Below are 22662 nucleotides of genomic sequence, written 5' to 3'. Positions count from 1 at the left end.
CCACGACCACGACCAGCATGACGAGCATGACGAGCATGCACCAGCCGATACACACAGTGATGCACATGATGAGCATAACCATGATACGCATATCTGGCTTGATCCGCATAATGCCGCTGACATTGCCGTGAAAATGACAGCAGCGCTGGTCCAGGTTATGCCTGAGCACGAAGCCGCGCTACGCGCTAATCTGGATGAGTTTAAGGCTTCCCTTGAGCAATTGGATAGCGAGCTGAAAGTCCTGTTAGCACCGGTTCAGGATAAAGGCTTCTTTGTGTTCCACGATGCTTACAGTCATTTTGTTGAGCACTATGGCCTGAATCAGTTGGGGTATTTTACCGTTGACCCAGCCAGACAGCCCGGCGCACGCCATTTAGCCCAGATTCGTCAGCAGTTGCAGGATGCAAAAGCCAGTTGTGTCTTCAGTGAGCCACAATTCACCAGTGCTATAGTAGAATCTATTACCCGTGGTATGTCTGTTAGTCAGGGCGTTTTGGACCCCCTGGCGCGTGATATAACGCCTTCTAAAACCGCTTATGTTGAGTATTTACGCTCGATAGGTACAGCGATGGCGGACTGCCTAAACAATTGATTGAGTTTTATTCACCCAGGGGGCTTCACAAGCCTCCAAGGGGTGGATATAATGCGCCCCACTTTTGACGCAGATGTGGTGGAATTGGTAGACACGCTAGCTTCAGGTGCTAGTGCCTTCACGGGCGTGGGAGTTCGAGTCTCCCCATCTGCACCATTTACCAGTGGTGCAGCAAGTTAAAAGTGATTTTGCAGATGTGGTGGAATTGGTAGACACGCTAGCTTCAGGTGCTAGTGCCTTCACGGGCGTGGGAGTTCGAGTCTCCCCATCTGCACCAACCTTTGATGTACCCTCCTTGTGTTCTTATATCCGTATCCTAAATTTATTCGTTACCAGATTTCAGTCCGAAGTGATGCTGATTCTCTCTGTCCGTACATCCTGTACATGCGCCGCTCTTGCGCATCCATGCGCCCGCGGCATATCGCGCCAAGGACGGCGCTTATGCAGAAAATGCAGGAGCAGTTTTCTGTCCGTACATCCTGTACATAAAAAAAGCCCACTCAGGTGACTGAGTAGGCTGCTGCATAACTTGGGATGGGTGAGATCGGTGCTTGTCTGGCCGGATGAGGTGCCAGCAACTGCAGCTAAATAATCGGTGGGTTAAACGACCAAAACGCCTATCTGGAAAGCTAAAGGTAAAATGGCGACTAGAAAGGCTGCAACGATCAGCAGAATAGAAGGTATTAGTCCGAAAGTTTCATAGGCTTCATCAGTGGTATGGCTCATAGGTAGCTCCTGAAGTGCAAGATGTTTGCGTTTAACTTCTAATAGAGCAAAATGGGTGCCAGTTTTGTTTATAAAGCCTTTTTGTAGCTCAATTATATTGATTTTTAAGTAATAATATTTCTTGCCAAGTTGGGCGACTGGCGCTTTGAATCAAATCGCTGTTGCAATTATACAACTTTTCCTGTCATTTATGTCGCCTTTAGTTGTTTGCACTGTCATTAATGACATGCGTAGGCTAGCCTAATCCGTCAAATTCCTGTTGTCTTAAGGCTTCATACACCAGTACCGCGACGCTGTTGGACAAGTTAAGACTGCGGCTGTTAGGGTGCATGGGTAGTCGAAGGATGTTGTCTGATTCTAAGCTGGCCAGTAACTCTTCTGGTAAGCCGCGTGTTTCCGGACCAAATAACAGATAGTCGCCTGGCTCAAAGCTGGCTTGGGTATAACGTTTTGTGCCTTTGGTGGATAAGGCAAACAGGCGCATTGGCAGAACTTGCTGCAAAAAGGTTTCAAAGTCTGGCCAGACCTGTACCTGGGCGTATTCATGATAGTCCAGGCCCGCTCTACGCAGGGACTTCTCTTCCATGGAGAATCCGAGTGGTTCAATAAGATGCAGATAACAGCCGGTATTGGCCGCCAGACGAATCACATTACCTGTATTAGGAGGAATTTCTGGCTGGTAAAGGACGATGTTAATCATAAAAATTGCCGGGTAAAGGCTTCCAAGGTCAAGGGGTGGCTAAACAGAAAGCCCTGGTAGGAGAAACAGCCAAAGCCTTCCAGCATGTTACGTTGTTCTTCGGTTTCTACCCCTTCAGCGATAACGGCCAGATCGAGGCTGCGTGCCAGAGACACAATAGTTTTAGCAATGTCGGCGTGATGCTTGTCATGTGTCATGTCACTGACAAAGGACTTGTCAATTTTTAGCTGATCCAGCGGCAGGCGCTTCAGATAGGAAAGTGATGAATATCCGGTACCAAAGTCGTCCAGTGAGAAACTGATTCCCTTAGCTTTCAGCAAGTCCATTTTTTTGATGGTATCATCGATATCATCGAGGAGCATACTTTCAGTGATTTCCAGCTTCAATCTGTGTGGATTGCACTGCGTCAGTTCAATCGTGGTGAGTATCTGGCTGACAAAGTCAGTTTGCTGGAACTGCTTAGGGCTGATATTAACGGCGAGCTCCAGGTGACGCCTTCTGGGGTCGGTTTCCCATTCGGCTAACTGCAAACAGGCTTGCTCGAGAACCCAGTGTCCGATGGGCAGGATCAGACCGGTTTCTTCTGCGACCGGAATAAATTCTACGGGTGAAACAATTCCTCTTTCCGGATGCTGCCAGCGTAACAGTATTTCAGCACCGGAGACCTGCCCCTGGTGACTGATTTGCGGCTGAAATACCAGGAAAAACGTATTCTGTTGAATACCCTGGCGTATATCTCTGGCTAATGTAGCATGTTCAGTAACACGAATTTGCATGGCTGGATCAAAGAAGCGGAAGGTGTTTCGGCCAGCGGCCTTGGCTTGGTACATGGCAAGGTCAGCCTGTTTAAACAACTCATCGATGCTTTCTTCTTTGCCCCGAAACAGTGTGGCACCGATACTCAGGGTACTAAAGTGCTCAAGGTTTTCAAAATGATAGGGTTGGCAGAGAGAGTGCAGTAATTTCTGACACAAATTGTCAATCATCACTGACGCAGGTTCCATCTCATCACCCAGCTCTTCCAGTAGAATAATAAACTCGTCACCCCCAGGCGGGCCACAGTATCAGCACGGCGCACACACGCTGATAAGCGCTCAGCAACCTGTTTCAGTAGTAGATCACCAGTATGATGACCACGCGTATCATTCAGTGTTTTAAAGTCATCCAGATCAAGGTAGAGAATACCACCGACACTCTTGTGGCGGTGACTGTTTTCTAAAGCATGCTCCAGGCGATCCATCAAAAGTTGCCGGTTTGGTAGCAGCGTTAACTGGTCATAAAACGCCAGCTGCGTATGCGTATTTCAGCTTCCTTACGCTCTGTTACATCCAGCAAGGTGACCACATAGTTGATGATGGAACCGTCATAGTCATTGATCACCGCAGAAATACTGGTCCACTGCAGGAAACCATAACCACCTTTACGCTGGCTCCATATTTCATCCTGCCAGACACTGTGCTTTTCCAGTGTTTCGTTGATCAGATTAAAGCAGGTGTTTTCATCCTTGATTTTAACGCAATCTAAGCTCTTTCCAGTGACTTCGTCGGGTAGGTAACCAGTTATGCGCGTAAAAGCCTGATTAACTCTCAATATGATGCGATTGTGATCTGTTACCAGTATGCCTTCGCCTGACTCAAAAACGGTTGCCGCAATGTTAAGGTCGTTGACCATTGACTGCATGGCGTCGCCAACTTGATTGTATTCAGCAATGCCAGTGGTTTGAAAAATACTCCCCTTGATACCCCGTTGGGTAGCCGTGATAAATTCAAGTAATCGGGAGATTGCACGGTTATGGCTTATATGCAGCAGCCAACCAGCAATAATCAGCAAAACCACGAAGCCAATAGCAAACAACACAAATGAGCGAGTGAAATGTTCGCTGCGATGAGTGAATCGTTCCGAGGCGAGACTTAAAGATATAGAAAAAGAGCTTTCCTCTCCAGCAATTATCAATGGCTGACTTTGTGAATATGCCTTGGCCTCATGTTGTTCACCAGAGTTTAAATAGTCATTCTCATTTGATTGATTGATACGGCTGGCGCGGATCAATACATTATTTTGACTGTCCCGAATACTGATTTCATCCAGGTCAGCCATATTCAGTAGCTGTTGAATAAAATAGCGGTTCTGCCCTATCGCCAGTCCAGTAACCATGTATCCTCTCAGCTGGATGGTAGAAGGGTCAAATATGGGAACGGATCGGATAATAGACAGGTTATTTGAGCCGACTGTTTTCCACTCTGATGTATAGAGAATTGGTGAGTCCATTTCAGTAATAATTTTATCTGCACTGTAGAGTGGCATCCCTGCATCAAAAATCAGCCTGCCATCTGGACTGAGTAGAAAAAAAAGGTCCAGAAGTGCGCCACGGTCAGAATCCTGAAACAGTAAAATCATATCGTCTGTAACTGAGTCAAATCCTGGATCGTCGGTGAGCAAAGTAGTAAACACTCGATTGAAAGAGGCTACGTCTAGATAGGCATTTAACAGGCCCAGGCGATTTTCAATCAGGCTTTGAATGGTTCTGTGACGCTGTTCAAGTGTATTGCTGATTTCACTCTGTAGCTGGGCTTCACTTGATTTTGCAGAGTAGAGACTCGCTGCCAGCAGAGCCATAAGGCCAAGAAAACCAAAGATTAGCGATATCCGGGTTGTGAATGTCAGTGCCCATGGTTTGACTGTCGTCATATACTACCCAAGATCTGCATAACCCGGTTTTCCACTTTGCTATTGCTGAGTTTTAAGGTTTTATTATAGGCAGAAAAAATGAGTGACGTCACGTTAAGGTTCGAGTTCCGTTAATCTAAGATAGAAGGCTTGCTGCTGTTGAAGAAACAGTGTGAGTGATTCTGTGTCCATATAATCAACTGGTTGATGAATAATTTCTTCAGTGACATAAATGAAACGTGGATCACTGATAGCCTTATGCAGTGCTGAACTCAGGGTCTGTTGCTGTGAAAGTGGCGTTGTAGCAGGTGCAACCAGCATGCGAACAGAGGACATTTGTAAATCATAACCCAGCTCTTTCAGCGTCGGCACAGAGTTATAAAACTTAAGCCGATTATTTCCCAATCCTGCTAACAGACGCATATTGCCTGCATCAACAAGCTTGGAGTGGCTTCCGCCACTGAATCCAATGTCCACATCACCTGCCATCACTAAGGTGGCCATGGCGCTGCCGCCCGTAACAGGTATTGTCCGGGCAATGAAGCCTTCCTGCTTGGCGATCTGATTCATGATTCTTCTGTCTGTCAGAGTTTGAGATGCAAATAAAATCTCTTCTTTCTGGCGAGCATATTCAAGGAACTCATTCCAGTTGCTGAATGGGCTAGTATCACGGGTAACCAATGCCAACTGATCCTTCGAAAAAGCCCCAATATAGACAAAGTCGTTTAAGTCATATGATGCGCGCATATCTAATGGGTAGTTGGTAAACGGCATAGAAGGAGTAAACAGCAGCATATAACCTTGCTCCTGGCTTGTTGCCAACATCGCCGCTGCTGCTCCGCCACCGATACCTGGTCGGTACTGTATGTTGACAGGTTGTCCAAGTTGTTCTGATAGCACCTCAGCCAATACACTGCCTTGAGTAGACATGGATCCACCCTGTTCAAATCCGATCAGCAGGGTCAAAGGGCGCGCCGGGAAAGGCTCTTCAGCTGCTAAAGCTATACTGAAAATTAGCAGTTGAGCTAAACAAATAAGCTTAAGCGTTTTCACGGCGAACACCTCCTTGGGATCAGTGATGAATCAAAAGGTGTGAAATGTTTCGCAAGCCTATCCATCGTTCCTGCGGTGTATCTCTCCAGTCTAGTCTGCTTTCAGCCGCTCTGCCAACCAATGGCCGATTTCACGAATCTGCTCCAGACATACAGCATGCTGCATTCTGTAGCTGGTGTAGGCTACCGGGTACCCGGCTTCAGTCAGCAGGTCACGGGCCTTCTGCCCCAATGCCTCAGGAACAACATCATCATGGGTACCATGCATAATCAGAATGGGCAGCGCCTGGTTAGCGGGGTGGCGTTGTGTCAGATCAGCGTGGCAAAATAGGTCGACAATGCCAGCAGACCGGCAAGCCGGTGCGGAAAGCTCAGTGCGACATGGTAGGCCACGGCGCCTCCCTGTGAGAAACCTGCAATTAGAATGCGCTCAGGTGCTATGCCAGCGGCCATCTGCTGTTCTATCAACTGGGCGACGTCCTGGGCTGATTTGATCAGTTGTTCGCTGTCGACCTTGCGATCAATATTCATTTCCAGAATATCGTACCAGGCAGGCATCACCATGCCACCATTAATGGTGACAGGCATTTCCGGCGCATGGGGAAAGATAAACCGGGTGGCCAGACTGTCGGGCAGCCCAAGCTCTGGAACAATAGGCTCAAAATCATGGCCATTGGCACCCAGGCCATGTAGCCAGATGACACAGCTATCGGCTGGTTTTTTCGGTTCGATGACAACACTGGATAGCATGGATACAGGGCTCCTGAAATGATTGATAATAAGCGCAGCTTACCAGTTTCAATGGCGGTGGCAAACTGCGCTTACTTCAGCTAACCCTCACCCAGGCTCTGGCTTCATGGGTGTGACACTTTTTTGGGCACACCCGGGCGCAAGAGCCGCAGCCGATACAGTCAGCGGCATTGGCTATCACCATGACACTGACCACGTCATCCATATCATCGTCATCATCGGGTTCTCGCTCTTCCAGCGTGAACACATCGCGGGGACAGACTTTGTAGCAGCGACCACAACCAATACAGGTTTCGTCATTCAGATGCACCACAAACTCGGGCACCCATTCGCTGCCACCTCGCGTCAGACCAGTAATCGGGCTCATGCCGTGCTCTCCTCTGCTTGCTGGGCCTGCTCCAGGGCTTGTCTTGCTTTGTCCCAGTCTTCACAGGCGGCATAGGTTGAGGCTGAAAGCGCCGGTAGTCTGGCATAGGCCGCTGGCAGTCCGTCCTCCACCAGGTCGTGCAGCTCCATGGCCTGTTCGCCAGCAATACGTCGTGCACGCCGCAGTTGTTTTTCCAGTGTTTTGATCTCATTAGCATTCATTGTCAGGTGTCCTCGTACTCGGGTCAGGCTGCGGCGGCATCCGGATGCTGCCGCACCAGAGTTAATGCGTTGTTAACCAAGACGTCAGCTTGTTCGCACAACAGTTCCAGGGATTCAAAGCCAAAGCGGTGTACGTCACGAAGAGAGCGGTCCAGTACCAGCAATTTACCCACGCTGATAATGACGCGCCCAAACCCTTCATGAGACAAATTAAACAAGGGAGTTGCCATCATGCCGCAACCGGCTTCAATGCGCATGGCGATGGCACTGTAGTAGGCTTTCAGACGGGCCAGAATCTCTTCATCAGGATCACCGATAATAGGAATCTCACGGCGCTGAGCCTTGGTGACGACATAAGGCTGCAGCAACTCGGTGGTACTGAGCTGCTCATTGACGCCATAGCTGTCAAACGCGCGGGTCTGGCGGATCATCTCGGCAATAAAAGGGTGGTCTGGCAGCGTTGCTTCAGCGCATTGGCTCATAGTCTTTCTCCAAAAGTTCGGGGTTATAGGCTAAGGGGTTGGGATTCTGGTCTGGATCGCTTTGTTGAAGCGTCAGATAGACCTGGGGTGGCTTGCGCAGGGCTATCAGGCTGCTGATCACCAGGCCGCTTGCAGACCGGTCAGGCAGCCTGCGGCTGTTGCCAGATCACCCCAGGGGGAGGCCAGCAGAGCGGCTATCAGCATGAAGACACAGGGCAGGCTGTAGACCAGCAGGGCGATGCGTAGCAGTTCACCCTCTTCTACATCGGCCTGGACTAGCTGTCCCTCTGCCCATGTCTGCTGTGAGGAGGGTAGATCCAGCTGTTGAGTGCGGCGGCTGCCAGAGCAGATTTTACTGACACCGCAAGACTTGCAGGATTCCAGACACTCGGCTTGCATTGCCAGGTGGCCGTCCGCTGAACGTACAACTTTTCCCTGGGTTGTCAGCATGCTGGCCAGTCCTCTTGTAAGCCCTCTTGCCAGCCTTCAGCCAGCATGGCCGTAAAGCGCTGATCAGCCGGTCGGGCGTTATGTTGCTGACGCAGTGCCCGGGTTAACCAGACGGGCGGAGCCTCTTGCCAGCACAGGTTCAACTGTTTAAGCAGATCTTCGATCAACTCACCCTGCTCTACCTTCAGGGGTTGCACGCCCTCGGCTAACAGCTGCCGAATAGCGGAGGCACCGATAGCGATACAATAAACTGCCGCACAGCCCCGTAGCAGCTTAACCTTGGCTTCCAGCTTGCCTTCCTGCTTGTCTCTCAGAGTGTCATTGCCGGAAAATTCGGCCACTTCAGCCACCTGATAGCCAGTCGCGCTTAGGCTATAGATAACAAAGGCTTCTGCCGCGCCGAAGTGCTGGTCTACCTGGGTGCGATCGCTGCTGGCAAAGGCGATCTGCAATTGGCTGGTATCCGCTTCAGCGGGCTTAATTAACTTCAAGTGACGCATGGTCAGCCTCCCCTGTTATAGGTTGATTGACGCAGGTCGTCTGATTGGCATGGCGAGTGGCGTAGATGGATACATGCGCTTTGATCGCGTGCTGATGTCCCTGTTCCAGCAACTGATTAGCCAGTAGGGTCAGGGTATTGCGGGTGCCACGATAGCCGATCCAGAGCTGGTGCTGTGCGCCCAGTCGGTCATAGACAGGCCAGCCAGCGCGGACTAAGGGTATGTGCAGCCTGGCTGCCGTCTCAGCCGCGTGTGCATTACTGATCAGCAGTTGCGCCTGATGGCTTCGGGCGGTTTGTTCCAGGTCTTCCAGATCACCAATAAACACTTCGTTAACGGGTAAATCAGCCAGCAGGGCCGCATGGTGTGGGCTCACGGCCGCCACAACCTCCCCGCCTGTGCTGACCAGTAACTGGCTGAGTGAATACAGCAGGTCCGGATCGGCGGCGACGGCATAACGTGCAAAACCCAGCATAAAATGGGTATCCAGCAGGCTGTCCTGTAACTGGCTACGTTCACGCTCCAGCCTTACGGAGACGGCTTGTCCACTGAGTTGGCGCAGTGTCTCTACCAATGCATCCATGGCGTCTAGTCCCATCAGACTGTCGAAACGGTAATCTTCAACACCGGTGCGTTGCTGTAACAGATCGGCTGCTTTGTGCAGGGAGCGGCCGATAACCAGGGTGGCGCGGGCTTTCCCCAGGCTGGCAAAGGCTTCTACCGGGGTGCCGCCGACGGTTAGGGGGTAAAGTCGTCATCGGTCAGATGACCATCCAGGGCATCGCGACATCGGGCAGTATTACCGGCTGCAGGGAGAAGCTTTCCACCAGATCACGCAGGTATTCCAGGTCAGCCGCCGTCAGCATGGAGGACACCAACACATTAATCTGTTGTGGGTGCTCACCCGCGTGTCCTGGATCATCAGCGACCAACTGCTGGATCAGGGCTTCAACCGCCAGGGCATAACCGCTTTCCAGGCCGCCGCTATAATCCGGCGTAACGACTGGAATGATCGGGGTGTTGCTGTATTCAGGGTGTTGATGGTAGAAGCGTTTAACCAGCCCGTGGATATCACTGCCCTGGGTTTCCGATAAGCCCGTAGTTGGAATGCCGATCAGGGCGGGCTGGCGCTTTTCGATCACCGTACGTAATCCCTGAAACACATTGTCATCAGCCCCATGACCGTGGTGGTCTGGTCCATGGCGGTGGTTTGCAGGGGAATGGGTTCACGAAAATGGCGCACAAAAAACACCTTGGCAAAGGCACTGCAACCCTGCGAGCCATGCAGCATGGGTAAGGCGTGGCGTATGCCAAGAAACGCCAGAATAGCGCCAGTAGGCTGACTGACCTTGAGTGGGTTTACCGTCATGGGCTTTTGGCGTTTAATGATTTTAACCATGCTTAACTCCTTCAGCTGTGTGCTGCCAGGGTGCAGGTGTTCTTAGTGATGTCCAGATAGGCGACTCCAGCGTGAGTGAAAGCTGACGTGCCAGCTCCAGCATGCCGTCATACCCGGCATAGCCAAACTCGCGCTCCTGGTTGATGTCCAGAAAGGGAATCCGGGCTTTCAGTGCGGTATACATATTACGGCCCCCGGCAATCAGCATGTCGGCACGGTAGTCACGGATGGTGTCCAGCAGCGCACGCGGACTGCCGTCGTCGAGCATGCGTGCATCCTCACCCATGATCTCGCGAATGCGTTGTTTATCCTCCTCGGTGGACTTCTTGGTGCCGGTTGCGACAACCTCCATGCCCAGATCCTGCAGCGCCGAGACAATGGACCAGGATTTCACCCCACCGGTATATAGCAGCACGCGTTTGCCGTTTAGCCTCTCCCGCCAGGGGCAAGCAGGGTGTGGATACGGGCCTCTTCTCGTGCGATCAGCTGTTCTGTACGCTGGGTCAGGTCAGGGTCCTGTAATAAACGCGCCAGGCTACGCAGGGCATCAGAGGTGTCTTCTACGCCGTAGAAACTGCCTTCAAACCAGGGGATGCCATAGTGCTCCTGCATTTTTCGGGCGACATTTAATAGCGCCTTGGCACACACCACCATATTGGCTTCAGCGCGGTGCATGGTCTGCACCTGATGAAAACGCGCATCGCCGGACAGGGTGCAAAGGATGCGCAGCCCCAGTTCATCCAGTAACGGCAGTACCTGCCAGAACTCTCCGGCGATGTTGTATTCACCGATCAGGTTGATGTCGTGTACCTGAATGCCGGGGCGCTGAAGCTCAGCGGCTACGGGCTCCGGCTCGGCGGTGCCGATGACATGTTTAAACATCGCCTCACCCGCCAGGCGGTTACCGAGGTTTTTGGTGCCGTAGAATCCGGCCGAGTCCACCGGTATAACCGGCAGGCTGAAGTGGGTAGTGGCAGCCCGGCAGACGGCTTCAAAGTCATCGCCGATCAAGGCCGGTACACAGGTGTTATAGACAAACACCGCCGCCGGTGAGTAGTCCCTGATGGCCTGGGCAATACTGTGAAACAAGCGCTTCTCACCCTGCCCCATGATGACATCCTGTTCAGTCAGGTCGGTGGTCATGCCGATACGATAGAGGGTTGGGCCAGATGAGCGGGTACCGCGATTATCCCAGGAGCTACCGGCACAGGCTATGGAGCCATGCACGATATGCGCAACATCCGCAATGGGTAGCAAGGCGATCTGTGCCCCATCAAAGGCACATCCACCATCCGATGCGCCGGGTTTGGGTGGAGTGCAGCCACTTTTTGCTTTGCTGTTGTGGCTGCAAGCGGGCTCATCCAGTAAGGCGGCCAGTTGTTTTGCCTGCATAGTCGCTTCCTCTGTGGATAACTGAGGCTGAGTGCCGGCTGGTCCGGCGCTTTCAGCGTATCTATCCAGGGTTTTGCAAAGGCTGTGCCACTGAAGAGTTGAAAAAATCCTGTTATATTTTTCAATTAAAACAATGTTTTGTATTTTTTGTTCTGTGGCATTCGGTGTGTTTGTCGTACGTGATGGAGACAATGTTTGAAAAGCGACAAAGCGGTTTTAATAAATAGAGTGAGGCTGACAAACATGGGGCAATCTGCTGTCAGCCTCGGGGGGAAGTTATAAGGTATAGGGCTTATGTAACCAGTTACGGACCCAGATAGCCTGACGCTCCGAGATGTAGCGATAATCCTTGAGCCAGTCATCCTGTAAACGCTCGGCGAGTTCTCTGGGAACCAGGTTGCCAGCCACCATGCCAAAGTACCAGGCTCCGAAAAAGCCCGCGGCTTTATCGAAACTACGTAGTTGTGCGGCCATCCCCGTGACGTCCTCATGCAGGTTCCAGGGGTGTGTTTTCAACATCCTGGCTTTGATGGCATGGGGTTGCAGGCGCAGCTCATCGACGCCATAGCTATTGCGGCTTTGATGGCGCTGAAAAAACCAGTGACGGTGAAAGTCCGTTAATCCGCTACCGGGTCCTTCGTTCCATTCACTGAAAAAGCGTCGTAATGCCGGTGCGTTTACCGCAGTATCCAGTGCTAGATGCAGATTCATCAGGCAGCCGAGGCGGTAGGCAGGAAAGCCCAGCGGCTGCCCATCCAGCTCAGCCGGGTGCAGTGGATCGGTCAGGTCGGCCAGATCTAAGGGTAGAGCGGCCGCTGGATTGAGTAACTGCCGGTCCATCACCTCCTGAAGTTCTTCCACTTCCAGTTGCCAGCAAGCTTCTGGTGCATGGCCGTAACTGGCGGTAAAAAAGTGCGTGGTGCCATTAAAGCGAGTCACCAGGGGTTGCAAGGACTCAAGGTCAATCAGCAACTGCTCGAAATCGCCACTTTGCTGTAGCGATCTCTCCAGCCACTGCTGCATATCCTGGCTGAGCAGCGTGCCATCCTGATGGCGAATGCCCCCGCTTCTGAACCAGCCGGAACGGCTGAGCCGGTGCTTGAAACTGGCTTCAGGCCAACAGGTATTAAGGTAGGTTAGCAGTGTGGTGTGGTGTGGACGGGGCTGCAGGCGAGCAATACCCCTGGCCAGATAGTCAACGCCTGGTCCGGAGTTTTTCAGATTGTCAGGCTGTAATACCGCAGATACTGTGTTCTGCATAGCGTTCTCCTCGCCGAACTCGTGGCTAGTCGTCATCGTCATGCAGGGCCAGCACGACACCACAGGCGATTGTCAGGTCATTGGTCAGACTGGCGCAGTGGGCTGTTGCATCGACCAGATACAGGTCAAATCCGCTTCCCTGATAAGCTGGCCTGGCTTGTCCGGGGATGTCGTTGTCACTGCAGCAGGTCAGGCTGGCGTCTGGCAACAAGGGTTTAAACAGGCTGACATTATCCCTTTGTGCCTGAGGTGATTGCTCGATTGCCTGAGCCAGCTGCTTGAGTGTGCCGGGACTGATCATTCTTCAGCCTCGGCAGTGAAACGTTGTAACAAGGCACTTTCCTTGCCCAGAATTTTGGCCAGCCAGGGGGCGGACTGATCAGGCTGTTTTGCAGTGTCTGCAGTGTTTCCCGAGCGGCTCCGGGTTTAGGGAATTTAATCGGGTGTACGCCCGCACGTACTACCTTGGCCGCCGCCGGTCCGCCGATGGACTGTACATAGAGTAACTGACAATCACTGATCAATTCAGCTCTGGCGGTATTGCGGTCATCGGCTGCATGCGTGCTGCTGGCATCACGCACATCGGCCAGGTACAGGCCCTCGGTGTTGACCCGGTAAATCAAAAAACGCAGGCAGGAACCAAAGTGGCCATCCAGCTGTTCGGCATTATTCGATGCAACAGCGACCTTGATACTGGGTGAATCCTGCATTGCGGCTGGCATAGTCTCTACTTCCGGTGCCATGACCTGGGCTTCCTGTTCACCCCACAGGTATTGCAGCGCATTTTTGATACTTTCACGGTTATAGTCTTCAGGCAGTTCGCCGTCATCACCACTTAAAATACGGTTTATATCTTCTACGGTCAGGGTTTGCAGCTTGTCTTCGGTAATTGGCAAACCCAGGTAGGAGCCTATTGCCACTATAAATATGGCCGGGTCCTGTTCGGACAGTAGGCGTGCGGCATGGGATAAGCGACGCGCGGCACCCTGGCTAATACTGGACATGAGTTTTCTCCCCCTTCGGAAGCGTGAAAGCGAAACTGACCGGTTAAGGCCAGTTTCGGGCTGGATAGGATGGATCAGGCCGCCAGCGTGATGCAGTCGACCGGGCAGACCGCGACGCAGCGCGGCTCACCTTCGTCAACACACTCATCACAGCTGCTGGCATTGATCACATAGGTTCCACGCTTCGCACTGATCGATACAGTGGGACATTCCACTTCACAGTCACCACAAGCGGTGCAGATATCCGGATCTATTTTCATTGACATGGTTACATCCTCTACAGTTATCCAGGCAACCTATGACCTTCAGTCCATGCGTCTGGCACGCAGGGATCGGGGAAGTGACGGTATGCTGTCCAGTGGGTCGATGTAATAACGCTGGCCACCGGCCAGGGTCAGTTCACCGCCCCACTTTTCCGGCTGCGTAAATTCCAGCGACTCTACCGGTACTTCCAGATCCTTTTTCGGCATGTAGAAGGTTAATCCACCGTCTGCAGCCTGACTGATGATAATGTTGGCCATAGGTTTCTCCTGTACTGAATTGTCTGATTAACGCACCAGATCATAGTTAAAGTCTGTTTGCGCCATCAGACGGGTATCATCATCCATGCGCTCCAGGACAGAGTTCACCAGGGTGGTCAATATCGTCATGGCACCTTCATAACCCATCGTGGTTGAACGATGCAGGTGATGGCGATCAAAGATCGGGAAACCGATACGGATGAGTGGTACTTCGAACTCCTTGCCTTTATGCAGGGTGTCACGCTGAATAAACTTGCCGTAGGAGTTGCCGATCATGAAGTCCGGTTTTTCGGTGAACATCAATGAACGGAAATGCCACAGATCATGACGTGAAAACAGCTGCGTCTGATTGTTGACCGGCGCTGAATCCTGCAGCATTTTTTTCATGCGTTTTTCCCAGCGTTTACCACCACTCTGACAGAGCACGTGGGTTGGCTCGGCACCCAGTTCCAGCAGGAAGCGGGTCAGTCCCAGAGTGAAGTCTGGATCGCCGTAGAGGGCAAACTTTTTACCGTGCAACCAGGTGTGCGAGTCGGTCATCATATCCACCAGGCGTCCACGCTCTTTGGCCAGGCTTTCCGGGATCTCTTTGCCGGTCAGACGAGACACTTCCATAAGGAAATTATCAGTCAGTTCCAGTCCCATCGGGATATCCAGCTTGGGAACATCATGGTGCCAGGTGTTGGTCAGCAGTTTGGCCGTTTTTACCAGGTGCAGCGGCTGTAGCAAGATGGTGGTGATGGCATTGGGCGCATCTTTCATTTCATCCTGTGTGGTGCCGCCGGAGTACATGCGGTATTCACCGTCTGCCGGGGTATCCAGCACTTCAGTGGGATCCGACAGCAGACTGTAGTCAACGCCCATCTCCTGCATCATGCGATGAATAACACGGTAGTTACCCAGGTAGGTTTCAAAGCCGGGTACCAGGTTGATTTTAGCGTTACTGCCGACTTCTTTACCTTCCATGTGGTTGAGGGTGAAGTAGCGTGCTATCCCTTCAAACATATTGTCCCAGCCCGTTACATGCGAGCCGACAAAGGATGGCGTATGCGCAAAGGGTGTGGGGAAGTCTTCAGCGACAGCGCCGGCTTTTTTGGCGTTGCCGATAAAGGCATTCAGGTCATCACCGATAACTTCGGCCATACAGGTGGTGGAGACAGCGATCATCTCCGGCTTGTAGAGTGCTTGGCATTTTCCAGGCCGTCGATCATGTTTTTCTGACCGCCGAACACCGCCGCGTCTTCTGTCATGGAATCAGAGACACAGGCCACCGGCTCCTTGAAGTGACGGTTGAAGTAGGTGCGGAAATACGCCACACAACCTTGCGATCCGTGTACATAGGGCAGGGTTTTTTCAAATCCCAGTGCACAGAGTACCGCACCGAGTGGCTGACAGGCCTTGGCCGGGTTAACTGTCAGGGCTTCGCGGGCAAAGTTCAGCTCTTTATATTCAACTGATGTGGTCCAGGCGAAGGTTTCATCCACGGTATCGACCGGGTGTCCGTTTTCATAGTCACCTTTCTTGCGCGCCAGCACGTCCTTGTATTCTTCATTACTGAACAAGGGAAAGCTTTGTTTGATATTTTCAATGTCTTGCATGACCGTCTCCTTGCCTGGCCGCTAATCTGCGGACGCAGGCGTGAGTAGTGATAAGGGAATCAGGCAACAGCCTGCTGTTCAGCTTCTGGAAGTTGTTTCCAGGGCGGTGTCAGTTTCGACCAGCAGGGGTTGTTCAGTGTCATGTCCATATCCTTGGCAAAAATGGCGAAGCCATCGTAGCCATGATAAGGCCGGAATAGTCCCAGGAGTGCATCTGACGGAAAGGCACACCCATTTTCTGGAAGATGTACTTTTCCTTCACGCCGGAACCGACCAGGTCGGGTTTGACGCGTTTGACGAACTCTTCAAACTCGAAACCGGTGACATCGTCATAAATCAGTGTGGCATTGCCGATATCGTTACGGGTACGGTCATAGTCATCGTTATGGCCGAATTCGTAGCCGGTACCCACCACTTCCATGCCCAGGTCCTCATAGGCACCGATTACATGGCGTGGACGCAGACCACCGACATACAGCATGACTTTTTTGCCTTCCAGACGTGGCCGGTATTTGGCAATAATCTCTTCTGACATGGCCTGATACTTGGCAATCACCTTCTCGGCGCCTTCCTTGATGTTGTCATCAAAGTAAGCAGCGATTTTACGCAGGCTTTCAGCAATTTTGGTGGGGCCAAAGAAGTTGTACTCTACCCAGGGGATACCGTACTTTTCTTCCATATGGCGTGAGATGTAGTTCATGGAACGGTAGCAGTGCAGCAGGTTGAGCTTCACCTTCGGCGTCTGCTCCATCTCGGCTAACGTACCGTCACCGGACCACTGGGCAACAACCCGCAAGCCCATCTCTTCCAGTAAAATACGCGAAGACCAGGCATCACCCCCGATGTTGTAGTCACCCAGTATGGCGACATCGTACTGGCCCGGCTCGACACCATTGCCACCCCCCTCGCGATCAAACACATGATCACGGATGGCATCGTTGGCGATATGGTGGCCGAGTGACTGAGACACACCACGGAAACCTTCACAGCGCACCGGAATCACCGGCTTGCCGATCTCTTTACTACTGGATTTGGAGACGCTTCGATATCATCGCCGATCAACCCGATAGGGCATTCAGACTGAACACTGATGCCGCGGTTGAGCGGAAACAACTGCTCTATCTCGGTAATCAGTTTGCTGAGCTTTTTATCACCACCGAAGACAATGTCTTTTTCCTGGAAATCCGAGGTGAAGTTCATCGTACCGAAACTGTCCACGCCGGTAGTACCGACATAGTAGTTACGTCGTCCAGCACGTGAGTATTGACCGCAGCCAACCGGACCATGCGAGATATGGATCATGTCCTTGATGGGACCCCAGACCACACCCTTGGAGCCAGCATAGGCGCAACCACGGATGGTCATAACACCTGGCAGGGATTTACGGTTGGAGGTGACGCAGGTTTTTGCCTCGGCAGCGGTATCATTCACCGTTAAATGCTTGGCACGTTCCTTTTTCGCCTTCTCCGGATAGACTTCCAGCACTTCCTGAATGAGTGCCTGAGCCTCTTCTTTGTTTAACTTAGCCATAACAGGTTTCCTCCAGCGGCGTCTGCTAATCTGCAGAAACGCCATCGAGAATAAGTAAGTGAGCATTTACTGCTCATGTTGACCCCAGCACGAGGTCTAGCGGCATAAAGGGTTGCTGTTAAGCAACCGCTTCAGCACGCTGACCAACAATGCTTTCGTCTTCTTCTTCCAGAATACCGAACTCCATCAGCAGCTCTTCCAGATCTTCCATTTCCAGCGGCGTTGGCACGACAAAATTCTTGTTTTCAACAATTTTGCGCGCCAGCGTACGGTATTCGTTGGCTTGCTTGGTGTTTGGATCGTATTCGATACAGGTCATGCGGCGGATTTCAGCATGCTGCACCACGTTATCGCGTGGCACGAAGTGGATCATGGTGGTGCCAAGACGTGCAGCCAGTGCTTCGATCAGCTCATCTTCACGGTCCGTGTTACGGCTGTTACAGATTAAGCCAGCCAGACGCACGCTGCCGGAGGTGGCGTATTTTACGATCCCCTTGGCAATGTTGTTGGCGGCAAACATCGCCATCATTTCGCCGGAGCAAACGATGTAGATTTCCTGCGCCTTGTTTTCACGGATTGGCATGGCGAAACCGCCACACACCACGTCACCGAGTACGTCGTAGAAAACAAAGTCCAGTTCTTCATCGTAGGCACCTTCTTCTTCCAGGAAGTTGATGGCGGTGATAACCCCACGACCGGCACAACCAACTCCTGGCTCAGGACCGCCGGACTCAACACACTTGATGCCGCCGTAACCTACCGCCATGACATCTTCCAGTTCCAGGTCTTCAACGGAACCGGCTTCTGCGGCCAGGTGCATTACCGTGGTCTGGGCTTTGGAGTGCAGGATCAGGCGGGTGGAGTCAGCCTTGGGGTCACAGCCCACAATCATGACTTTCAGGCCCATTTCTGCCAGCGCAGCAACCAGGTTCTGGGTTGTGGTGGATTTGCCGATACCGCCTTTACCGTAGATAGCAGCTTGACGTAAAGCCATAGTAATTCTCCTCAAGTTGGATCATCTGGTGAACATAATTGCTCACCGCTGCAGGTAATAGGGCAAGGGCTGTGCCAAGTCGTAAAAAACTTATAAGTCATTGTTATTTAAGTAAACGCAAAGTAGCCCTGTATTTAGTGTGGTCGTAATGGAGCTGACAAAATTAAATATCTTGTCGGACTGGCGACAACAAAATGGTGGGTAACCTACAGGGGGCTTGTCAGGTGAAAGGTGCACAATATCGGCTTTTACGCCCTTTATTGGCGTTGTGGTGATCATGGCATGTGAATTGCTGTTGTTAGTTTAAACGCTGTTATGACAGTTATTTGAATGAATCAACACAAGGGCGAACCAGATGATGAATAACACACTTCCTGAAAGCCTGCTGGAGGCCATGCAATCTGGACAATGCGTGCCGGTAATAGGATCGGATGCACTCAACAACGTGACCGACTCGCAGGGCAATCCGATACCTGCTGATAGCGACAGTCTGATCATCGCCATGAATCAGGGACGACCCATGGCACCCAAACTGATGTATGAGTTTCCGCGCGCGGCGATGAATATCGAACTGAAAAAAGGCCGTAAAGCGGTTACGCGGTTTCTCGACACCACCTACCGTGATACGACCTGGAGTGTTTCCGAATTTCATCAGCAACTGGCATCACTGAATCCGGATTACATTATCGATATGAACCGTGATACCCAGTTACAACTGTTATGGCAAGACACCCCACATATTCTGGTGGTTGGCGTAGCGCGCATTAGCGGTGGTAGCGAGCGCTATCGTCTGTTTCATTACAACGGCAGCCAATACCTGGCAACTCAGGCGTCCTGGCTGGATACAGAGCTACCGGTGTTGTTCAAGCCAGTAGGAACGCCTTTGCCTGAATCGCTTTATATTGCGTCAGATGCAGATTATGTCGATTACCTGACAGAATTGATGGGCGGGTTTGGTATGCCGCCCTTCCTGAAACAGCAACGACTCGGAAAGCAGTATCTGTTACTGGGCTTGCGCCTGAACCGCGATACCCCACGTATGCTGCTCAGTGATATCGCTTATGGTGCTGGACAGCCTGCCGGGTGGGCTTGTTTGCCTGATCCGACTGCTAACGAGGTGAAATTTTTGCAACGTAAGGGGTTTGAAATTTTGCCTATAACACACGAAGAATGCCTGGCGGCGCTAATTGAAGCGACCACTCCCTGCTATGCCTGAATGAGGAGGCTTATCATGACAGATATGACCGCGACACTGCGTTTGCAGCATTACAACTTACCGGCCATGGATCGTGCCCACCACCACTTTACGGCATTGTTGGGTGCCCTGCCGATGGTGTCAGCAACGGCACTCCCTTGCTTACTGAACAGTTTGATCCTCAATGCCCGTGAGCATTTTGATCAGGAAGAGCGCTTTATGCAGGTGACCGGGTATCCCGGCTACGAATCGCACCGCCGACAGCACCAGGCGTTGCTGAAAATGCTGGCGGATTATCAGCAGCAGCTACAGCATCAGGCCGGGCCGGATGCCCTCACACTGCATAGTCAGTTGTGTCTGTGGCAGGATGAGCACCAGCAAAGCTGGGATGACCCATTGGCGCAATACCTGCGTCATGCACACAGCTGGCATCCACATGAGCAGGTGGTGCTTAGCGTCGCGGGCTGATTGCAGTACGGGGCATCGATCTATGCGATACTGGCCGGGTTATTTGACAAGCCGGTGGTAAGAGATGCTGCGTATAACCCTGGAGCGCCAACAAGTCTGGATTTATCTGGTTGCGATCTTCTGTGGCCTGGTGATTAGTCATCAATGGCCAAGTATAGGTCTGTTTTTAGAACAACTGCTCTGGCCAGTATTGATAGTGCTGCTGTATACAACCTTTGTGCAGGTGCCACTACTGCATCTGCGCGATGCGTTCAGAGACAGAGGCTTTATCAGCGCGGCCTTGCTGGGTAATTTTATCCTGCTGCCATTACTGGTGTGGGGCCTGGTAGAGTTTCTGCCAAACCAGCCAGCGTTGCGACTTGGTGTGCTATTGGTGTTGCTGGTGCCCTGTACCGACTGGTTTATCACCTTTACCCAACTGGGTCGTGGCAGCAGTGCGCATGCGCTGGCATTGGCACCGGTACTGCTGTTATTGCAAATTTTGCTGTTACCTGTGTACCTCTGGGGGATGAATGATGCGGATCTCTCGCTGGAGGGCATGCCACAGTCGCTGTTGGCGGCTCTGTTAATTATTCTGCTGCCATTGATCTGTGCGGCTATTAGCGAACGCTGGATGGAGCTCGACCGCAGCGCCTGATCTGGCGTGAGCGCCTTGGTTGGTGGCCAGTGCCCTTGCTGGCGCTGGTTATTCTGTTGATCACCGCCTCTCAAGCCGCATCGATACAACAGCTACTCAGCCAGTTGCCGCTATTGATACTGGTGTTTGTGGTATTTCTGTTCGCTGCTTTCTACTTGGCTAAAGCCTTATCAGGGCTGTTTAAGCTACCCGTTGAGCAAGGACGTACCCTGGCTTTCAGCTTTGGTACCCGTAATTCCTTTGTGGTCCTGCCGATTGCACTGGCTCTGCCTGCTGGCTGGGAGCTGGTTGCTATGGTGGTAGTGCTGCAATCCCTGGTTGAATTACTCGGTATGGTGTTTTATCTCTGGTGGGTGCCCCGAAAATTTTAACCTTCCTGATCCGCTGCGTAGGTTGATTGGTTTTCCTTCAACAACAAAGCGCGGTAGCAGTGTTTTCAGTAGTCACTTGCCAATCTAAGCTTTGTTGAACTGAGTAATCTCAACGTCTTGTCCATCAGGAAACTTAGCATGGATTTCAAGCGTCCCACCTAAGGCTTCAATATAGGAGGCTAAGGTGCTGACCATTGTGTCAGGACGTTTTTCAATTTGAGATACATTGGGTTGTGCAATGCCTAAGGCTTGTGCGACCACAGCTTGGCTGCGGCCTCGCAATTTACGGGTTTCAGCCAGCGACATTTCGGCAACAATTCCAACTGCTTTCGCACGGGCTGCTGCCTGAACCTCTGGGCTCATTTTTTTGCGCAGTTCGCTTAAGGGCTTTGTCATATCTACTCCCGAAGCACTATTCAGTGCCTTCGTTTTTTAAGTGGTCCGCAAACTCAGCTTCAGCCAGCGGCACCATTTGTTTATAGAACTGTTTGTCTTTTGCTCCATCTTTTCGTCCACCACATAAAAGAACAGCTTGGCGCTTGGGATCAAAGGCATAGAAAACTCTGTAAGGCTTTCCGGCGTGTTGAATGATCAACTCTTTTAAATTTTTAACCTTTTTTGTTCCCTTTATCGTGTCGGCTTGAGGACGACCAAGATTCGGACCTTTGATTTCTAAAACATCCACCATAGCTTGAACATCAATCTGTTCAGCTTCAGTCAGGTTTAAGAACCAACTTTCATACTCATCTGTGATTAGTACATTCCATGTCATAGCTCACCCTTCCTTTGAGTAAAATATACTCTATGGCTTATATATCTTCAAGCGTATAATGGCGCTGTGATTTATCATAGCCTGTCACCCGCTACATAGGTTGATTGGTTTTCAACCACCTGAATCAGTCTGTCCAATAGCGGTGAACGAAAGCGCTCAGCTGGATACACGAGACTGGAAAGAAACCTGTAGGGCGTATCAATAACCGGCTGTTCACATAGCTGTCCTGTCGCCAGGTCGGCTTCAACAACGCAGCGTGGCAGCAGTCCGATACCCATGTCCGCAAACAGGCAGCGACGTATGACTTCAACGTTGGCAAAGGCTTGTCGAGGTTTTAGCTGTAATCCCTGACTGCGAAAGTGTGCTTCGGCACGTACTCGGTAGGTACATCCGGGTTCTGTGGTGATTAAGGGCTGTTCAGCTAATTGCGCCAGGGTCAGTGCGGTATTCTGCAGCCGTTGGCGATGGCAGACAAAAATAACCTCTTCCCTATGCAGTGGGTGCTGTAGCCAGTCCCGATCCGATGCCAGGGACTGTGTCACCAGAATGGCAGCATCCAGTTCGCCCTGGGCAAAGGCGCGGTTATAGTCAAAGGGTTCGTGTGTGAGTAACAGCTCTATGCCCGGCGCATCTTGCTGCAGCGCTTCAATTAAGGCGGGTAAGCGGTAAATACATATAGAACTGGGTGCAAAAACCCGCAGCTGACCTTGGGCTTCATTACCAAGATGCTGTGCACGGTATCGAATTTCATCAGCCTGGCGGATAAAACCACGAAATGCGGTTTCAAGCTGGTGTGTTGCCGCCGTGGGCGCTAAGCCACGTCCTGAGGTTGCAAAGAGTTGTATACCTAATTCGCCCGAAAGCTCTTTTAGCTGAGCCGAGACACTTGAGGGAGCAAGGTGCAGTGCTTTAGCGGCGGCCTGAACACTCCCTAAGTCGAGCACTTTTAATAAGCTACGTACTTGTCGCGGCGTCATTGTTCGAAAATCCTATTTAATTTGTTTCAAATAATTC

Annotated in this window: 30 protein-coding genes, 2 tRNA genes and 4 pseudogenes; 7 read left to right on the top strand and 29 right to left on the bottom strand. The window is 51.7% G+C overall.

Annotated elements, in window-relative coordinates; all coding sequences use genetic code 11:
- The 3 genes from LH51_RS15940 to LH51_RS15930 form a co-directional block, all read left to right on the top strand.
- A partial coding sequence (locus LH51_RS15940; RefSeq protein ID WP_036523990.1) for a zinc ABC transporter substrate-binding protein occupies nt 1–592 on the top strand: 592 nt, incomplete at its 5' end.
- 69 nt (nt 593–661) lie between these two features.
- Nucleotides 662–748 (top strand) — tRNA-Leu (locus LH51_RS15935).
- 34 nt (nt 749–782) lie between these two features.
- Nucleotides 783–869: transfer RNA gene (locus LH51_RS15930), tRNA-Leu, on the top strand.
- A gap of 323 nt (nt 870–1192) precedes the next feature.
- Here LH51_RS15930 and LH51_RS23720 read toward each other — a convergent pair.
- From LH51_RS23720 to nifH, 26 genes and pseudogenes are all read right to left on the bottom strand, one after another.
- A complete protein-coding gene (locus LH51_RS23720; RefSeq protein ID WP_268746588.1) occupies nt 1193–1318 on the bottom strand; it encodes a hypothetical protein in 126 nt (41 codons plus the stop codon).
- A 235-nt stretch (nt 1319–1553) separates the two neighbouring features.
- The gene (gene trmL, locus LH51_RS15925) at nt 1554–2018 is read right to left on the bottom strand and encodes a tRNA (uridine(34)/cytosine(34)/5-carboxymethylaminomethyluridine(34)-2'-O)-methyltransferase TrmL (RefSeq protein WP_036523987.1); all 465 of its coding nucleotides are present in this window, start codon (nt 2016–2018) and stop codon (nt 1554–1556) included.
- Nucleotides 2015–2794 carry a putative bifunctional diguanylate cyclase/phosphodiesterase gene (locus LH51_RS19505; protein ID WP_235263790.1) on the bottom strand — a complete coding sequence of 260 codons (780 nt, stop codon included), beginning with the start codon at nt 2792–2794 and terminating at the stop codon, nt 2015–2017. The genes trmL and LH51_RS19505 overlap by 4 nt, the downstream gene beginning before the upstream one ends.
- A gap of 72 nt (nt 2795–2866) precedes the next feature.
- Nucleotides 2867–3258, bottom strand: a pseudogene (locus LH51_RS19500) (diguanylate cyclase domain-containing protein); the annotation flags it as partial.
- Between the two features lie 26 nt (nt 3259–3284).
- Nucleotides 3285–4706: a PAS domain-containing protein gene (locus LH51_RS19495; RefSeq protein WP_081960866.1), complete on the bottom strand. Its 1422-nt coding sequence runs from the start codon at nt 4704–4706 to the stop codon at nt 3285–3287.
- Nucleotides 4707–4799: 93 nt separating this feature from the next.
- On the bottom strand, nt 4800–5738 hold the full coding sequence (locus LH51_RS15915) for a tripartite tricarboxylate transporter substrate binding protein (RefSeq protein ID WP_036523984.1): 939 nt from the start codon (nt 5736–5738) through the stop codon (nt 4800–4802).
- Nucleotides 5739–5828: 90 nt separating this feature from the next.
- Nucleotides 5829–6050 carry an alpha/beta hydrolase gene (locus LH51_RS24485; protein WP_327125368.1) on the bottom strand — a complete coding sequence of 74 codons (222 nt, stop codon included), beginning with the start codon at nt 6048–6050 and terminating at the stop codon, nt 5829–5831.
- Complete coding sequence (locus LH51_RS15910) at nt 6047–6487, bottom strand: alpha/beta hydrolase (RefSeq protein ID WP_327125364.1); 441 nt, start codon at nt 6485–6487, stop codon at nt 6047–6049. The genes LH51_RS24485 and LH51_RS15910 overlap by 4 nt, the downstream gene beginning before the upstream one ends.
- 76 nt (nt 6488–6563) lie before the next feature.
- A complete protein-coding gene (gene fdxB, locus LH51_RS15905; protein ID WP_036523981.1) occupies nt 6564–6854 on the bottom strand; it encodes a ferredoxin III, nif-specific in 291 nt (96 codons plus the stop codon).
- Nucleotides 6851–7075: a CCE_0567 family metalloprotein gene (locus LH51_RS15900; RefSeq protein WP_036523978.1), complete on the bottom strand. Its 225-nt coding sequence runs from the start codon at nt 7073–7075 to the stop codon at nt 6851–6853. The genes fdxB and LH51_RS15900 overlap by 4 nt, the downstream gene beginning before the upstream one ends.
- Before the next feature lie 23 nt (nt 7076–7098).
- Complete coding sequence (locus tag LH51_RS15895) at nt 7099–7557, bottom strand: NifX-associated nitrogen fixation protein (RefSeq protein ID WP_036523976.1); 459 nt, start codon at nt 7555–7557, stop codon at nt 7099–7101.
- A gap of 117 nt (nt 7558–7674) precedes the next feature.
- Nucleotides 7675–8007: a SoxR reducing system RseC family protein gene (locus LH51_RS15890; protein WP_036523973.1), complete on the bottom strand. Its 333-nt coding sequence runs from the start codon at nt 8005–8007 to the stop codon at nt 7675–7677.
- On the bottom strand, nt 8001–8507 hold the full coding sequence (locus LH51_RS15885; RefSeq protein ID WP_036523970.1) for a NifB/NifX family molybdenum-iron cluster-binding protein: 507 nt from the start codon (nt 8505–8507) through the stop codon (nt 8001–8003). Before LH51_RS15885 ends, LH51_RS15890 begins: the two co-directional genes overlap by 7 nt.
- Nucleotides 8485–9240: pseudogene (locus LH51_RS23715) on the bottom strand (nitrogenase component 1); the annotation flags it as partial. The gene LH51_RS15885 and the pseudogene LH51_RS23715, both read right to left, overlap by 23 nt.
- A gap of 28 nt (nt 9241–9268) precedes the next feature.
- A pseudogene (locus LH51_RS23710) lies at nt 9269–9798 on the bottom strand (nitrogenase component 1).
- A 100-nt stretch (nt 9799–9898) separates the two neighbouring features.
- Entirely contained in the window at nt 9899–10321 is a 423-nt protein-coding gene (locus LH51_RS23705; RefSeq protein ID WP_200882038.1) for a nitrogenase component 1, read from the bottom strand.
- An 11-nt stretch (nt 10322–10332) separates the two neighbouring features.
- Nucleotides 10333–11298 carry a nitrogenase component 1 gene (locus tag LH51_RS15875; protein ID WP_200882037.1) on the bottom strand — a complete coding sequence of 322 codons (966 nt, stop codon included), beginning with the start codon at nt 11296–11298 and terminating at the stop codon, nt 10333–10335.
- 276 nt (nt 11299–11574) lie between these two features.
- Nucleotides 11575–12558: a hypothetical protein gene (locus tag LH51_RS15870; RefSeq protein WP_036523967.1), complete on the bottom strand. Its 984-nt coding sequence runs from the start codon at nt 12556–12558 to the stop codon at nt 11575–11577.
- Between the two features lie 25 nt (nt 12559–12583).
- On the bottom strand, nt 12584–12859 hold the full coding sequence (locus LH51_RS15865) for a DUF6129 family protein (protein WP_036523964.1): 276 nt from the start codon (nt 12857–12859) through the stop codon (nt 12584–12586).
- Nucleotides 12789–13562, bottom strand: a complete 774-nt coding sequence (locus tag LH51_RS15860) for a dinitrogenase iron-molybdenum cofactor biosynthesis protein (RefSeq protein ID WP_052063851.1) — start codon at nt 13560–13562, stop codon at nt 12789–12791. Before LH51_RS15860 ends, LH51_RS15865 begins: the two co-directional genes overlap by 71 nt.
- Before the next feature lie 74 nt (nt 13563–13636).
- A complete protein-coding gene (locus tag LH51_RS15855) occupies nt 13637–13828 on the bottom strand; it encodes a 4Fe-4S dicluster domain-containing protein (RefSeq protein ID WP_036523961.1) in 192 nt (63 codons plus the stop codon).
- 39 nt (nt 13829–13867) lie between these two features.
- Nucleotides 13868–14083: a putative nitrogen fixation protein NifT gene (gene nifT, locus LH51_RS15850; RefSeq protein ID WP_036523959.1), complete on the bottom strand. Its 216-nt coding sequence runs from the start codon at nt 14081–14083 to the stop codon at nt 13868–13870.
- A 27-nt stretch (nt 14084–14110) separates the two neighbouring features.
- Nucleotides 14111–15681: pseudogene (gene nifK / locus LH51_RS15845) on the bottom strand (nitrogenase molybdenum-iron protein subunit beta).
- Between the two features lie 139 nt (nt 15682–15820).
- Nucleotides 15821–16675, bottom strand: a complete 855-nt coding sequence (locus LH51_RS21655; RefSeq protein ID WP_442934855.1) for a nitrogenase component 1 — start codon at nt 16673–16675, stop codon at nt 15821–15823.
- A gap of 5 nt (nt 16676–16680) precedes the next feature.
- Entirely contained in the window at nt 16681–17211 is a 531-nt protein-coding gene (locus LH51_RS24930; RefSeq protein WP_200882033.1) for a nitrogenase component 1, read from the bottom strand.
- Between the two features lie 118 nt (nt 17212–17329).
- Entirely contained in the window at nt 17330–18205 is an 876-nt protein-coding gene (gene nifH, locus LH51_RS15835) for a nitrogenase iron protein (RefSeq protein WP_036523957.1), read from the bottom strand.
- 355 nt (nt 18206–18560) lie between these two features.
- Here nifH and LH51_RS15830 point away from each other — a divergent pair, with 355 nt between their 5' ends.
- The 4 genes from LH51_RS15830 to LH51_RS23085 all read left to right on the top strand — a co-directional run bounded on the left by LH51_RS15830 (nt 18561) and on the right by LH51_RS23085 (nt 20876).
- Nucleotides 18561–19421, top strand: coding sequence for a hypothetical protein (locus LH51_RS15830; protein WP_200882032.1), 861 nt, complete (start codon nt 18561–18563; stop codon nt 19419–19421).
- 15 nt (nt 19422–19436) lie between these two features.
- Entirely contained in the window at nt 19437–19868 is a 432-nt protein-coding gene (locus tag LH51_RS15825; protein ID WP_036523955.1) for a bacteriohemerythrin, read from the top strand.
- Between the two features lie 64 nt (nt 19869–19932).
- Nucleotides 19933–20505: a hypothetical protein gene (locus tag LH51_RS23090; RefSeq protein WP_235263786.1), complete on the top strand. Its 573-nt coding sequence runs from the start codon at nt 19933–19935 to the stop codon at nt 20503–20505.
- Nucleotides 20506–20540: 35 nt separating this feature from the next.
- A complete protein-coding gene (locus tag LH51_RS23085) occupies nt 20541–20876 on the top strand; it encodes a hypothetical protein (RefSeq protein ID WP_235263785.1) in 336 nt (111 codons plus the stop codon).
- A gap of 84 nt (nt 20877–20960) precedes the next feature.
- Here LH51_RS23085 and LH51_RS15815 read toward each other — a convergent pair whose 3' ends face one another.
- The 3 genes from LH51_RS15815 to LH51_RS15805 all read right to left on the bottom strand — a co-directional run bounded on the left by LH51_RS15815 (nt 20961) and on the right by LH51_RS15805 (nt 22625).
- Complete coding sequence (locus LH51_RS15815; protein ID WP_036523952.1) at nt 20961–21272, bottom strand: XRE family transcriptional regulator; 312 nt, start codon at nt 21270–21272, stop codon at nt 20961–20963.
- A 16-nt stretch (nt 21273–21288) separates the two neighbouring features.
- On the bottom strand, nt 21289–21648 hold the full coding sequence (locus LH51_RS15810; RefSeq protein WP_036523950.1) for a type II toxin-antitoxin system RelE/ParE family toxin: 360 nt from the start codon (nt 21646–21648) through the stop codon (nt 21289–21291).
- Nucleotides 21649–21722: 74 nt separating this feature from the next.
- The gene (locus tag LH51_RS15805; RefSeq protein ID WP_036523948.1) at nt 21723–22625 is read right to left on the bottom strand and encodes a LysR family transcriptional regulator; all 903 of its coding nucleotides are present in this window, start codon (nt 22623–22625) and stop codon (nt 21723–21725) included.
- Nucleotides 22626–22662 lie beyond the last annotated feature (37 nt).

It is taken from the genome of Nitrincola sp. A-D6 (assembly GCF_000764495.1).
GTDB lineage: Bacteria > Pseudomonadota > Gammaproteobacteria > Pseudomonadales > Balneatricaceae > Nitrincola.
The sequence above is the reverse complement of the archived record's forward strand: the minus strand, read 5'-3'. Positions and strand labels throughout refer to the sequence as shown.

What these genes read in the sequence shown, in the direction of transcription:
- LH51_RS23720 (WP_268746588.1), bottom strand. Translation starts at nt 1,318, where the DNA reads ATGAGCCATACCACTGATGAAGCCTATGAAACTTTCGGACTAATACCT.
- trmL (WP_036523987.1), bottom strand. Translation starts at nt 2,018, where the DNA reads ATGATTAACATCGTCCTTTACCAGCCAGAAATTCCTCCTAATACAGGT.
- LH51_RS19505 (WP_235263790.1), bottom strand. Translation starts at nt 2,794, where the DNA reads ATGCAAATTCGTGTTACTGAACATGCTACATTAGCCAGAGATATACGC.
- LH51_RS19495 (WP_081960866.1), bottom strand. Translation starts at nt 4,706, where the DNA reads ATGACGACAGTCAAACCATGGGCACTGACATTCACAACCCGGATATCG.
- LH51_RS15910 (WP_327125364.1), bottom strand. Translation starts at nt 6,487, where the DNA reads ATGCTATCCAGTGTTGTCATCGAACCGAAAAAACCAGCCGATAGCTGT.
- fdxB (WP_036523981.1), bottom strand. Translation starts at nt 6,854, where the DNA reads ATGAGCCCGATTACTGGTCTGACGCGAGGTGGCAGCGAATGGGTGCCC.
- LH51_RS15900 (WP_036523978.1), bottom strand. Translation starts at nt 7,075, where the DNA reads ATGAATGCTAATGAGATCAAAACACTGGAAAAACAACTGCGGCGTGCA.
- LH51_RS15895 (WP_036523976.1), bottom strand. Translation starts at nt 7,557, where the DNA reads ATGAGCCAATGCGCTGAAGCAACGCTGCCAGACCACCCTTTTATTGCC.
- LH51_RS15890 (WP_036523973.1), bottom strand. Translation starts at nt 8,007, where the DNA reads ATGCTGACAACCCAGGGAAAAGTTGTACGTTCAGCGGACGGCCACCTG.
- LH51_RS15885 (WP_036523970.1), bottom strand. Translation starts at nt 8,507, where the DNA reads ATGCGTCACTTGAAGTTAATTAAGCCCGCTGAAGCGGATACCAGCCAA.
- LH51_RS15875 (WP_200882037.1), bottom strand. Translation starts at nt 11,298, where the DNA reads ATGCAGGCAAAACAACTGGCCGCCTTACTGGATGAGCCCGCTTGCAGC.
- LH51_RS15870 (WP_036523967.1), bottom strand. Translation starts at nt 12,558, where the DNA reads ATGCAGAACACAGTATCTGCGGTATTACAGCCTGACAATCTGAAAAAC.
- LH51_RS15865 (WP_036523964.1), bottom strand. Translation starts at nt 12,859, where the DNA reads ATGATCAGTCCCGGCACACTCAAGCAGCTGGCTCAGGCAATCGAGCAA.
- LH51_RS15860 (WP_052063851.1), bottom strand. Translation starts at nt 13,562, where the DNA reads ATGTCCAGTATTAGCCAGGGTGCCGCGCGTCGCTTATCCCATGCCGCA.
- LH51_RS15855 (WP_036523961.1), bottom strand. Translation starts at nt 13,828, where the DNA reads ATGTCAATGAAAATAGATCCGGATATCTGCACCGCTTGTGGTGACTGT.
- nifT (WP_036523959.1), bottom strand. Translation starts at nt 14,083, where the DNA reads ATGGCCAACATTATCATCAGTCAGGCTGCAGACGGTGGATTAACCTTC.
- LH51_RS24930 (WP_200882033.1), bottom strand. Translation starts at nt 17,211, where the DNA reads ATGGCTAAGTTAAACAAAGAAGAGGCTCAGGCACTCATTCAGGAAGTG.
- nifH (WP_036523957.1), bottom strand. Translation starts at nt 18,205, where the DNA reads ATGGCTTTACGTCAAGCTGCTATCTACGGTAAAGGCGGTATCGGCAAA.
- LH51_RS15830 (WP_200882032.1), top strand. Translation starts at nt 18,561, where the DNA reads ATGATGAATAACACACTTCCTGAAAGCCTGCTGGAGGCCATGCAATCT.
- LH51_RS15825 (WP_036523955.1), top strand. Translation starts at nt 19,437, where the DNA reads ATGACAGATATGACCGCGACACTGCGTTTGCAGCATTACAACTTACCG.
- LH51_RS23090 (WP_235263786.1), top strand. Translation starts at nt 19,933, where the DNA reads ATGCTGCGTATAACCCTGGAGCGCCAACAAGTCTGGATTTATCTGGTT.
- LH51_RS15815 (WP_036523952.1), bottom strand. Translation starts at nt 21,272, where the DNA reads ATGACAAAGCCCTTAAGCGAACTGCGCAAAAAAATGAGCCCAGAGGTT.
- LH51_RS15810 (WP_036523950.1), bottom strand. Translation starts at nt 21,648, where the DNA reads ATGACATGGAATGTACTAATCACAGATGAGTATGAAAGTTGGTTCTTA.
- LH51_RS15805 (WP_036523948.1), bottom strand. Translation starts at nt 22,625, where the DNA reads ATGACGCCGCGACAAGTACGTAGCTTATTAAAAGTGCTCGACTTAGGG.